General features: G+C 27.2%; 10 protein-coding genes. 2 read left to right on the plus strand and 8 right to left on the minus strand.

The window, feature by feature from the left end; translation table 11 throughout:
• Together BR69_RS0100640 and BR69_RS0100645 are read right to left on the minus strand one after the other, a co-directional pair.
• On the minus strand, positions 1 to 657 hold the full coding sequence (locus BR69_RS0100640) for a response regulator transcription factor (RefSeq protein ID WP_027631442.1): 657 nt from the start codon (positions 655 to 657) through the stop codon (positions 1 to 3).
• Between the two features lie 459 nt (positions 658 to 1,116).
• Complete coding sequence (locus BR69_RS0100645; RefSeq protein ID WP_027631443.1) at positions 1,117 to 2,502, minus strand: dihydrolipoyl dehydrogenase family protein; 1,386 nt, start codon at positions 2,500 to 2,502, stop codon at positions 1,117 to 1,119.
• Between the two features lie 238 nt (positions 2,503 to 2,740).
• Between BR69_RS0100645 and BR69_RS0100650 the strand changes: the two genes are divergently transcribed.
• Positions 2,741 to 3,160 carry a L,D-transpeptidase gene (locus BR69_RS0100650; RefSeq protein WP_242840640.1) on the plus strand — a complete coding sequence of 140 codons (420 nt, stop codon included), beginning with the start codon at positions 2,741 to 2,743 and terminating at the stop codon, positions 3,158 to 3,160.
• A 139-nt stretch (positions 3,161 to 3,299) separates the two neighbouring features.
• On the opposite strand, the gene BR69_RS0100655 is transcribed toward BR69_RS0100650, so the two are convergent.
• Entirely contained in the window at positions 3,300 to 3,983 is a 684-nt protein-coding gene (locus tag BR69_RS0100655) for a YjjG family noncanonical pyrimidine nucleotidase (protein WP_027631445.1), read from the minus strand.
• A 282-nt stretch (positions 3,984 to 4,265) separates the two neighbouring features.
• On the opposite strand from BR69_RS0100655, the gene BR69_RS0100660 reads away from it, so the two are divergent.
• Positions 4,266 to 4,955 carry a Crp/Fnr family transcriptional regulator gene (locus BR69_RS0100660; protein WP_027631446.1) on the plus strand — a complete coding sequence of 230 codons (690 nt, stop codon included), beginning with the start codon at positions 4,266 to 4,268 and terminating at the stop codon, positions 4,953 to 4,955.
• Between the two features lie 115 nt (positions 4,956 to 5,070).
• Here BR69_RS0100660 and BR69_RS19610 read toward each other — a convergent pair whose 3' ends face one another.
• The 5 genes from BR69_RS19610 to BR69_RS22255 form a co-directional block, all read right to left on the minus strand.
• A complete protein-coding gene (locus BR69_RS19610; protein WP_051623427.1) occupies positions 5,071 to 5,715 on the minus strand; it encodes a DUF2238 domain-containing protein in 645 nt (214 codons plus the stop codon).
• 563 nt (positions 5,716 to 6,278) lie between these two features.
• Positions 6,279 to 8,864 (minus strand): YhgE/Pip domain-containing protein, encoded by a 2,586-nt coding sequence (locus BR69_RS0100670; RefSeq protein ID WP_027631447.1) that lies wholly within the window; start codon positions 8,862 to 8,864, stop codon positions 6,279 to 6,281.
• 11 nt (positions 8,865 to 8,875) lie between these two features.
• Positions 8,876 to 10,972 carry an efflux RND transporter permease subunit gene (locus BR69_RS0100675; protein WP_027631448.1) on the minus strand — a complete coding sequence of 699 codons (2,097 nt, stop codon included), beginning with the start codon at positions 10,970 to 10,972 and terminating at the stop codon, positions 8,876 to 8,878.
• A 14-nt stretch (positions 10,973 to 10,986) separates the two neighbouring features.
• Positions 10,987 to 11,607 (minus strand): TetR/AcrR family transcriptional regulator, encoded by a 621-nt coding sequence (locus BR69_RS0100680; protein WP_027631449.1) that lies wholly within the window; start codon positions 11,605 to 11,607, stop codon positions 10,987 to 10,989.
• Between the two features lie 452 nt (positions 11,608 to 12,059).
• Positions 12,060 to 12,194, minus strand: a complete 135-nt coding sequence (locus BR69_RS22255) for a hypothetical protein (RefSeq protein WP_278246072.1) — start codon at positions 12,192 to 12,194, stop codon at positions 12,060 to 12,062.
• Between the last annotated feature and the right edge of the window lie 27 nt (positions 12,195 to 12,221).

Raw genomic sequence — 12,221 nt, forward strand, 5'->3', positions numbered from 1 at the left:
TTAATCCTCCAACCGGTAGCCAATTTTATAAACTGTCTTAATATTATCATTTAAGTCCAGTTTTTTTCTAACCGCCCCAATATGCATATCAACGGTTCTAGTACCTCCAAAATAATCAAACTGCCAGACACTCTCCAATAACATTTCCCTTGTTAAAGCTATATTTTTATTTTGAATCAATATAAGTAATAATTCATATTCCTTAAGAGTCAACTCTACTAATTGACCATTCTTCTTTACTATTCTTTCCTTTAGATATACTGTTATATCTTTAAATTCCAAAATTTCTTTAGCTTTTCCGTATCTTCTAAGTACTGTTTCAATTCTTGCTAACAACTCCATCGCCTCAAAAGGCTTAACAATATAATCTTCCGCTCCTAATTTCAGTCCATTAACTTTATCAAAAAGTGAGTCTTTAGCTGTTAAGAATATAACAGGAATATTCAAGTGCTCTATCTTATTCATTATAGTAAATCCATCAATACTAGGTAGCATAACATCTAGCAGTATCAAGTCAAACTTCTCTTTTTCAATAATATGAAGTGCTTCAAAGCCATCATACACTTCTTTTGAATCATAATTAGCAATATCTAAATTTAATTTTATTAATCTTGATATAGCTAATTCATCTTCTACTATTAAAATTTTTTGTTTCAAAGATATCGCCTCCAGTGATATTATTTTATTTTGTTTAATGAAGACTACTATTATTATTTAACCAGAAGTTTATATTATAAACAATTAGTATATGAGAAATTTATTTAAAATGTAAATTTGTTGTAAAGTTTCATATACTTATCATTTAGCCATATAATCATCTACCTAATAAAAAAGGACTATACGTTCTCCTAAAAGCAAGAATGTATAGTCTCTTGATGTTAATATTTTATTTTATAATGCTAGCTATACCTCTAATAATAGTTAACATTATCATTATTTGAATTTTGATTCAACTTTCTTTCAAAGCCACAACTTTCCTTATCATAATTTTTTATTACCTAGGTAGTAATTAGGTATATTATTTAATGTTAAGTCTCTATAGGCTTTATATATAGTTATATATTCCCTGAAACTTATATAAAAAATTTAAATAATTCATTTATAAATGTTTATTTACTACCTCTTAAATGCTTTAATAAAGGGATTATCTAAAAGAGTATCTACATATAATTTTTTACTTATTTTTACTAATATCTCTGAATAACTAGGGTAAGGATGTATTACCTTTGTTAGCTTTTTTAAATTAATTCCTAAACTTTTTAAGGTTTGAATTTCTGATATAATTTCTCCAGCCCTATCTCCCAAAACACTTGCCCCTAAAATATACCCCTTTTTATCACATATTACTTTAGCTCTACCCTTAGGATTATTTTTGAATTTTGCTCTATCTAAATCTTTATAATCTTCTACATAGACCCTTATGGAGTCTCCATATATTTTTCTTGCCTCATCTTCTCTAAGGCCTGCTCTACCGAATTCTGGTTCTGATAATGTACACCATGCTACCTTTGAATAATCCATTTTTTCTTTTATTGGAAGCGATGCATTTTTAACTGCTGCAATTCCTTGTACATTTGCCATATGGGAAAATAAATAGGGTCCTACCACATCTCCCACAGCATATACTCCCTTTAGGGAAGTTTCTAAATACTCATTTACCTTTATTCCTTTTAAATCATAATCTATGTTCACTTTTTCTAACTCAAGTCCTTTTATGTTAGGTACCCTTCCTACTGCTATTAGAATATTCTCTGAGTATATGTTCTCTTCTTTATTGTTTTTTTCAATGGTAAGCTTTATACCATCTTTATACTTTTCTATATTTTTAGCATTACAAGAAGTATATATATTCACTCCTTCTTTTCTTAATATTTCCTCTAAACTCTTTGAAAGTTCCCCCTCTTCTTTATACATTATGTAAGGATTCTTTTCAATTAAATACACTTCAATTCCTATCCTATTCATAGCCTGGGAAAGCTCTACTCCTATGGAACCCCCGCCAAGTACAATTATGCTCTTTGGTAGTTTATCCTTATAAAATATATTTTCATTAGTTAAATAATCTATCTTATCTAGTCCATTAATAGGTGGTATCTTAGGGGATGATCCTGTAGCTATAAATATTTTATCTGCCTTTATTATTTCTCCTTCTACTTCTAATGTGTTTTTATCTATAAACTTACAAAAGCCATTTATATAGTCTATTCCATCTTTTTTTAAAACTTCTATACTCTTGGCTTCATAAACACTCTCTACTACTTCCCTTACCTTTTTTAATATATCCTCTGTATTTGGAACTATATTTATATACTCCTTGGCCTTATATATATGATTTGCTATATTTATAAAAGCTTTACTTGGAACACAGCCTCCAAAGGTACATTCTCCTCCTGGTCTATTTTTATCTATTAAAACCACAGTTTTATTAAACCCTTTTGCTGTATACCCTATGGTTAATCCTCCTGCTCCTGCTCCTATAACTGCTACATTAAATTTTTTCAATAACTACGCCTCCTAGCCTATGTGTTTATAAGTACTTAAGTTTTATTATATCTTATAATATACTAAATATTTAAAACATATTTATATAGTTTATTTTAATATACTATATAGTAATATAATATTTCTAGGAGCAGTTATAATGAAGAAGTCTCTAAAAAAATCCTTATATAAACCTTACTCTTTACTAAAACATAAGTTATATTTAATATCTAAAGATTTTAGACAAGATATTCCCTATATGACTTCTGCATCAGATTTTGTAAATAAAAATAACTTTTCTAGCCCTACAAATTATTTTATATGGGTAGATACTAAAAACTTTAAAACAAATGTTTTTCAAGGCTCTAAAAATAATTGGAAGCTTATAAAAAGCTATTTATGTTCTATTGGCAAGCCCCCAACTCCAACACCAAAAGGAAACTTTAATGTAGGAATCAAAGGACTCTATTTTGGTGTTAACCATGGTTATAAGTGTTGGTATTATACTCAAATAAAAGATAATTACCTATTCCACTCTATTTTATATAACCTTGATGGTTCTGTAAGAGATGGTCGCCTTGGAATGGCTATTTCTGATGGATGCGTAAGACTAGCTATACAAAATGCTAAATGGATATGGGACAATGTTCCAAAGGGATCATCAATTCATATATCTTAAGTGAAAAAAGTTTTATTTATATAAATAAAAACACCTTATATTAGAATAGGTCTTCCTTTATATCTCCCTATAAAAATAAACACTATGACTTTCTAAAATAGAAACATAGTGTTTATTTTAAATAGTAAAATTATATATTTTAAAGGATACTTTTCAGTTCTATTAAGTTAGCAATTTCATAAGTAGGCTTTATTTCTGTTGTATTAACAATTTTCTCTGGATTAAACCAGCAAGTATCTATGCCGAAATTTATTCCTCCTTGTATATCAGAAGTTAAACTATCCCCCACCATTAAAACCTTACTTTTGTCAGTGTAACTTATATTATTTAAAGTATGTTCAAATATTTTAGGATCTGGTTTTGATATCTTAACTTCCTCAGATACTACTATATATTCAAAGTATTTTGCTATAGTAGATTTTTTTATTCTATTATCTTGGACTTTCTTAAGTCCATTGGTAATTATAATAAGTCTGTTATTCTTATGTAGCTCCTCCAAAAGTCCTATACTATCCTCATATACATAAGATGCATAGGATAAATGATTCATATATGATTCTGCAAATTTTTCTTCATCAAATTTAACCTTTAACCTGTATGATAATCGCTTAAATCTTTCAACTTTTAATTTCTTTTGGGTAATAAGCCCCTCCTCTAGTTCCTTCCATATAACCCTGTTTATATCCTTATATATATTTAGATGATAGTTTTCGTCATATTCTATATTAAATTCACCCATAGTATTTTTAAAAGCTTCTCTTTCAGATTTTTTAAAATCAAATAAAGTGTCATCTGCATCAAACATTATAATATCGTATTTCATAATACCCCCCATATAATTAATAATTTTTATAATTATTAATCTATTGTTTAATTTTTTATAATTATATCATATTCAAATATTATCATTTAACCTAATATCCCAAAAGATTAACTTAATATTCTTTACCTTATGTTTTGTACTAATTTTAATATTAAATATATATTCTGATAAATAGTTATATTTCCATTATTCTACTATACTTATACTTTACAACACCTTATAAATAAATTACAATATTCTCATGAATTTATATAGGACATATGTCCTATTAAGGAGAAACTTATGAAAAAAATTTTAGACAAAGACCTTTTAAACCATTATATTATTAAACACAATATAGATAACATATTAGATAAAGAAATATTAGAATATGCTACCCTACATTTTTATGAGAAGGATGAATATATATTAGAATCAACCTGTCCTCTTAAATACTATTATTTACTTGTAGATGGACAAATAAAAATTTCTTATCTTTTTGAAAATGGTAAATCAATGTTTTTAAAATTTTATAAAGATTTTAATTCTATAGGAGACTTAGAACTTTTTAAAAATGTTCCTATACTCTGTGATGTTAACTCAATAGAAAGCACTTATCTAATAGCAATACCTTCTGATATCCTTAGAAAAAAATATATGTATAATATTAATTTCCTTCATCATTTAATAAGTTCTTTAAGTGAAAAGCTTTATGTAACTATTAATAATAGTTCCTATAATTTTGTGTATCCTCTTATAAATAGATTATCTAGTTATTTAACTCACCATATAACAGATGAAAACTATGTAATTTTAAATTCATCCTTTAAAGAAATTGCTCAATTCTTAGGAACCACCTATAGACATCTAAATAGAACCTTTAAAGAACTTGAGTCAGAAGAAGTTATAAGGTGTGAAAACAAGAAAATATATATATTAGATAAGGATAAACTTCAAGAATTATGCAAAAATCCATATATAAAATCTCTATAATTTTAATATACTATAAAAAACAGAACATAATTAAAGGAAATAGTTCTTTAATTATGTTCTGTTTTTTTATTTTTCTTAAATATTGTATTTTATTAATTTCTTTTTAAATATATTTTTAGTTATTCTTATTATAATCTTTATGATTTTCTCCAATCATAGACTTAGTTAAATTATGAAAGAAAGCCCCTTTACCATACTTTAGATATTTTAATAAGAAGGGGATCATAAAAATTGATCCTAATGTTCCAGCTATGATATCCTCCATAGTATCTTGAAGACTTCCGCCCTGAGAATTTAGTCCTAATAACTTATCCGTAGTAAACTCGAAAATTTCCCAACATCCAGCCATAGCAATACCAAAAAATAAAGAAAACATAACTATTGTAATTGCAGTTACATTATTTTTAATGTTTTTCTTATTTATCTTTATAAAAATTATATATCCAACCATAACTAAAACCGGTCCTGATACTAAATGTAGAAACAAATCCCACCATGGAAATAAACCATAGAAATTATTTATTTTTCCTAATATCATAGATATAAATATAAAAAACTGAATTGTTAAGTTTAAAGAAATTGGTAATTTTATTTTACATGCGGTAAAAAATATTCTTATTCCTATAATAGTTCCCAATGTAATAAGAGAAGAAAATATATACCCCTCTTTTACTGTAATACTCCCTATAATCACATAAAAAATACATATAGCGCATAATATATATTCAAAAATTAAGTCTATTGTAAAATTTTTCTTCATACATTTCTCCTTAAAATTAATTATTACTCCTCTATATATAAACTTAAATATATAGATTCTATTCTAATATATGATATTTATATATTATTAGTTTAATTTAATGATATTATTATAAGCTTATGCATTTTATAAAATATGTTATAAATTTTTAAAAACCATGTCAAAGCTTAAAATTTACACTATTATTTAATAATTTAATATTAAACTTAATATAAGTAAGCACTATAAATTTATTAAATATTAAACTTAATAAATCATAGTGCTTATATTTTATATTAATAAAATTAACTATAGATGTATAATTTGTTATATTTATTTGATTTATCACTCTAAAATCATTTATTCCTAAAAACTAAAGTTTTATACTCTAAGGGTTTAAGATGATAATTTTATTACCTTTAAACCTAAAAACCTTATAGGGTTTAAAGTTTAAAATTTAATTTATACACCAGCCTAAAGCACTATAGATTAAGGATATTTTTAATGAATAATCTAATGTTTTATATTAAAATCTTATAGTTTAAACTAATAATTTTACTAATTTAATATTAATAAGATTTTACTTAAGAAAACAGCCCTTTAATCCATCCTAGGAAACTCTTGCTTTCCTTAGTGGTTTCTTTTACTACTTCTTTTTTTACTTTTTCATCTTTCTCCTTACTGTCATTCCTTATTTCCTTTGTTTTTATAATAAATTTAACATTACTGTTTATTCCTTCTCCTTTGCCTGAAAAGCTATCATATTCCTTAGAAAGGTTGACTACCTCATCTTTTATATCCATTATCTTCTCTATGTCTTCAACCTTTTCATTTCCCTCTTTATGCAGTTTTTCTATTCCCTCATCATTAAACTTCTTCATACCATCATTAAGCTTATTTGTTCCATCTGCTAGAGTTTCTATTCCCTCTTGCAATTTAGGAAGAGAGTTTATTAAGTTTCTTGCCCTATCTATATTTCCTTTAGAAAGGGAGTCTTTAGTGATTCTTAAAATATCTTCACTTTCTTTTAAGTCATTTTGCATTGTCATAAGTTTTGTAATTAATACTTTTGTTTCATTAATATCTATATTATCTTTATTACTAGCTAAATTTTCTAAAGTAGATATTAAGCTCCTTGCATCATTTAAATCCTTTTTAAATTTATTTATTTCATCTATAACATTACTATTATTATGAGTAAAATCTTCTATAGCCTTCTCTATTCCATCTAACTTCTCCTTATTTTCTTCAATTCCCTTAGAAAGCTTTGCTACTGAATTTTTAACTTCTACAATAGAATTTATGTCTTCCTCATTTAAGCTTAAATAAGTTTCCATTAAAGGCTTTATAAAGGCTTCATTTTCCTTCATTGTTCCATAAAAACCTAATAATCTTTGAAGTTCTCCTCCATCTAGGATAGCTTGTACCCCATTTAATCCTGGAGCAATTCCTTTTATGTCTTTTACAGTTTCATCCATATATTTCTTGTAAGAAGAGAGTTTTAATGCATCCCCATTCATAGCTTCCTTAGTAAAATCATTAATAGTCATGGAATTAATCATAGGAATTAGCATATTACCTTGTTCTCCATAAACCATAGATATGGTTGAAATAGCCTTCTCTTTTGCCTTATTAAAATCTAATCCTTCCTTCATATCTCGTACCATATAGGATTTTAATATTAAATAACTTTGACCATATTTTTCAAAATCTTTACCCATGTCTTGAAGCTTTCCTAGATTTTCATTTCCTAAAGCCTTTTGAGCATTATTAAGATTATTATTTATAACCTTAATAGCATCATTAATATTTGAAGTACCTGTTGCCTTTAATAATCCCCCTATAAGATTATTCATATCTTTATCAGTATTTAATGCTCCCTTTACTAGATTTTGACCCTTAATTATATTTTCATTAGTAGTTGCATTTAAAAGAATATTAAGTTTGTCTTTTGTATTAGGAGATATAGCATCATATTGCTTCTTTATTGAAAGCCCACTATTTAAGAGTTCATTAAGTTCCTTATCCTTTTTAAGTATCTCTACTTTTTTTATATATTCCTCAAAAGTTTTAGCATTTTTTATTAAAACCTTTCCATCTTCCATTAAAACATTTCCATGATATAGATTTTCTTCTGTAATTAAAGGAAGAATCTCTTTTATTTTAGATGTATCTAAATCCTTTGCAAAGTATCCATGATCTATTAAAGTACTAGCCCTACTAACTTTGTTATTATCCATTATTAAGCCTAGTTTTTCTTTTGTCTTAGGATCTTCTAAGGATTTTTTTGCTTCTTGTAATTTGTTCTTCGCTTCATTTACTCCATCTTTTAACTTTCCTGTACCATCTAAAAGTTCACTACTTCCATCCTTTAACTTATCTAAAGCCTCTTTTAATTCATCAATATTTGAAGATGACTCTAACTCTTTAAATTCTGGTAGCTTTGTAGTTGAAACCATCATAATAGATCCCATTTCAAAATCCTTTGCTTCTGCTTCTATTACAATTTTATCTCTAAGTTCAATTCCAAGATCTATATTAAAGTCCTTAAGTCCTAAACTTTCTTCCATACCTGGAAACGCCGTAAATACTACAATATTATTATTTCCTTCTGAAATAACAGACCCACCATCTACCTTTACATTTGAAAACTTGTCTAAAGAAAATGCAACCTCTCCTGCAGTTACTAAAGGAGTATATATTTTTCTTTCTTCGCCTTTAATTTCAACTTCCTTATAAGAGTTATTTTTAAACTCTAACTCTATTTTTATATTTCCATCCTTACCCTTTATATCATTAGGAGATATTTCCTTATCATCTAAGTAATATTTTATTGTTACATCTAGTGGAATCTCTTCTTTCGCATCCCCTCTATAATATAAATCATTTCCTTCTAAATTCCATGTTACATCTTCTCCGTCTATTTTAGGTTTTTCTTCTCCCTTTACGTTCTTAATATTTTCTAATTTTGCTTTATCTTTAATTTCTATTCCTTCTTCATCAGAATGTATCCAAGCACTTACTATTTTATTTTCTATTTTTCCATCAGAATCTAAGGTTATATATACAGACTCATCCTTATTTATTTCCAACCCATATACAGTGGTAGTACTTGCCATTGATATTAAGGTAACCATTGCTACCAATTTTTTAGACATTGATTTTCTCATAATAACCCCTCCTATACCGGTATATTTTTAGCTTCTTCTATTTTCTCTTCACTCTTCCAGTTCTTTGATGTTTTTGAAATAATCCCTTCTGAAACTAACAGTAAAGATGGAAGCACTAATATAATAACTACCATACTTATTAAAGCTCCCCTTGCAATTAAAAGGCATAAGCTCTTAATAAGAGCCATATCTGAAATAAGAGCAACCCCTCCAGTAGCTCCAAAGAAGGTTAAAGCACTGGTAGTTATAGATTTTGCTGACCCTTCTAATGCTACCCTCATAGCTTCCTTTTTCTCATATCCTCTATTAAGTTCTTCTTTAAACCTAGAGGTTAGAAGTATTGCATAATCTACTGTGGCTCCTAACTGTATAGTGCCTATTACAATACTGGCAATAAAGGGTATAACTGTTCCTGTATAATAAGGTATACCCATGTTTATTTGTATAGCTAATTCTATAGCTGAAACTAAAAGTACTGGTATACTTACAGACTTAAATACTAAAAGTATTATTATAAATATAGCTAAAGTAGAGGCTATAGAAACCTTCTTAAAATCTTCATCTGCTATATTTATTAAATCCTTAGTTAAAGCCCCCTCCCCTGCTACCATAGCTTTTTCGTCATAAGCTTTAACTATATCTGTAAGTTCTTGAATTTGTATATTTTCAGCTTCCTCTGCTGATTTATACTTTGAATTAGCCAAAATTAAGTTGTAACCACCCTGCTTAAATATATCCCTTATTTTATCTGGGACAAACTCCTCTGGTATGGTTGGTCCAATAAATTTATCATAAGATAGAACATTTTCAATTCCATCAACTTTTTCAATTTTACTTGTTATCTCTTTAAGTTTATATGGTGGTATCTCATCATTAACTAATATAAAATGAGTAGTCATCATATTAAATTCATCCTTTAGTTTATTTGTTGCTACTATTGACTCCATATCTTTCGGTAGTGATTCATCTAAGTTATAATACACTGATGTGTTTTTTGCTCCAAATATTGCTGGTATAAAAGCTACTATAAATATTACTATAAATGCCTTATAATGATTTATTACTAAATATGATACTTTTTTAAATTCAGGCAATATAGTTCTGTGTTTAAACTTATGAATTAATTTATCAAAGGTTAATATAAAAGCTGGTAATATAGTTATTGCACATAATACCCCAATTACAACCCCTTTAGCCATTACAATACCTATATCTTTTCCTAATGCTAAATCCATAGTACAAAGAGCTAAGAATCCAGCTATAGTGGTTAAAGAACTACCTGAAATAGATAACATAGTAGTTGAGATAGCCTCTGTCATGGCTTCTTTTTTACTTTCATGATTTACAAGTTCCTCTTCATACCTATGCATTAAAAATATAGAATAATCCATGGTAACTCCAAGTTGAAGTACTGCTGCTAATGCCTTAGTAATATAAGAAATTTCTCCAAGGAAAATATTCGTTCCCATATTATATAAAATTCCCATACCTATGGCTATTAGAAATATTACTGGTACTAATGCTGATTCCATAGATAAAAGTAAAACAATAGTTGAGAATACCACTGCTAATACTACATAAAGTGGAGTTTCCCTATCTGCTAGATCCTTTGTGTCCTTAACTATAGCTGATATTCCACTTAAGAAACACTGTTTATTCATAAGCTTTTTTATACTAGCTATAGTATTTTGAGTTCTTTCTGATGCTGCTGACTCTTTTAATTTTATAATTATCATAGTAGAATCTTTACTGTATAAATTATTTTTAATTTTATCTGGTAAAACTTCTTTAGGAATACTTATATCTAGTGCATCATCAATCCAAAAAGCATCCTCTACTCCATCTACCTTTTTTACATCTTCCTTAAGTTTAACAATATCTTTCTCTTCCATCCCTTCCACAATTAAAAGGGAGGTAGCTGCATCTGAATAAACTTTATCTAATACAGTTTGTCCTTTTGTGGAATCTAATTCTTGAGGTAAATAACTTAAGATGTCATAATTGATTTTTGTACCTATCATGCCTAAGGTAGCTGGAATTAGTAAAGCAACCCCTATTATAAGCACTAATACATTATGCTCTGAGATAAACTTTCCAAACCTCTTCACCTTTATCATCTCCTTTAATCTTGTCTTATCATAGCTAATATCTTTTTAAATAGAATTGGCTTAATAGTGTCTATGTCTACAGGTTCATTATGAATTATAGAACTATAACAAACACTTCCAACTAATTCTACTACCATAAATAATGTAAGTTCCGCCTCCTCTCTATCCATTCCTCTTTCCATTAAATTATTTATAAATAACCCTAGGGTCTTGTCTACTTCATCATATTTTTCATGCTTCTCTAAAGCAGTTTTATAAACACTCCAAGAAAAATTCTTATTGATAAGTTTAAGCATTATTTTATTCTCTTTAAAATATCCTATTATGTAATCTACAAAGAACAAATACATTTCTTCAAAATCTTCAATTCCTCGCTTTTCAGTTTCATCCATAGCCTCACTAAAGACTTGCTTACTTTTCTGGAGTATTAATTTATTTATAATGTCATATTTATCTTTAAAATATAGATAAAAGGTTCCCTTAGCTACTCCTGCTTTTTTCACTATGTCATCAACAGCTGTATTATTTATCCCCTTAGTAGTAAATAAATCATAGGCTGCGTTGTATATATTTTTCTCTTTTATTATTTTCTTTTCAAGGATTTTCCCACTCCTGTTTTCTTCAACTGCTTTCATTCCTAACAAGCTCTCCTCTTTTAATGACCATTAGTCATTTTATTTACATAACTATAATATTACCAAAATGACTAATAGTCAACTTTAATAGTAAATTTTACTATTTATTAATATAATCCATACTTTCTTTACTAATAAAAATTTATCTCTCCCTAAAATATCTCCTCACTGCTTAATTATTTTTATTTTCTTTACTTTATATTTAATTAAAATATATTTAATATCTTGAATAAAAAAGAAAAAAAGAGCCCTGTGCTGAAGCTCTTCTTCTTTATTAAACATATCTTTTAATATCAATACTTGCTTAAGATATATTGTTAAACTTACATATAACTTTAGTATAAAATATTATATCCATATATTTATAATCTCAAAATAATTTATCTATACTCTATTAAGTCTTATGTTAACCCTTATAAAATAGCTGTAATACTTAATCTAAATTAAATAAATTATTTTTTAGTTTTAGCTGTAGATGTCCATTGGTTATCTGTAGCTGTTTTATGCTCTCTTTCCTTTGTTTCCCCTGTGTTCTCCACAGAAGATGTCCATTGATTATTGTTGCTAGTTTTTTTATTATTTTTCATTTCCCTTCCTCCTCTCTATTGACTCTA

The organism is Clostridium hydrogeniformans DSM 21757 (assembly GCF_000686705.1).
In the GTDB taxonomy this organism is placed as follows: Bacteria; Bacillota; Clostridia; order Clostridiales; family Clostridiaceae; genus Clostridium_Z; species Clostridium_Z hydrogeniformans.

Excerpts from the sequence above, each read along its gene's own strand:
- BR69_RS0100650 (WP_242840640.1), top strand. The coding sequence starts at position 2,741 with ATGACTTCTGCATCAGATTTTGTAAATAAAAATAACTTTTCTAGCCCT.
- BR69_RS0100655 (WP_027631445.1), bottom strand. The coding sequence starts at position 3,983 with ATGAAATACGATATTATAATGTTTGATGCAGATGACACTTTATTTGAT.
- BR69_RS0100660 (WP_027631446.1), top strand. The coding sequence starts at position 4,266 with ATGAAAAAAATTTTAGACAAAGACCTTTTAAACCATTATATTATTAAA.
- BR69_RS19610 (WP_051623427.1), bottom strand. The coding sequence starts at position 5,715 with ATGAAGAAAAATTTTACAATAGACTTAATTTTTGAATATATATTATGC.
- BR69_RS0100670 (WP_027631447.1), bottom strand. The coding sequence starts at position 8,864 with ATGAGAAAATCAATGTCTAAAAAATTGGTAGCAATGGTTACCTTAATA.
- BR69_RS0100680 (WP_027631449.1), bottom strand. The coding sequence starts at position 11,607 with ATGAAAGCAGTTGAAGAAAACAGGAGTGGGAAAATCCTTGAAAAGAAA.
- BR69_RS22255 (WP_278246072.1), bottom strand. The coding sequence starts at position 12,194 with ATGAAAAATAATAAAAAAACTAGCAACAATAATCAATGGACATCTTCT.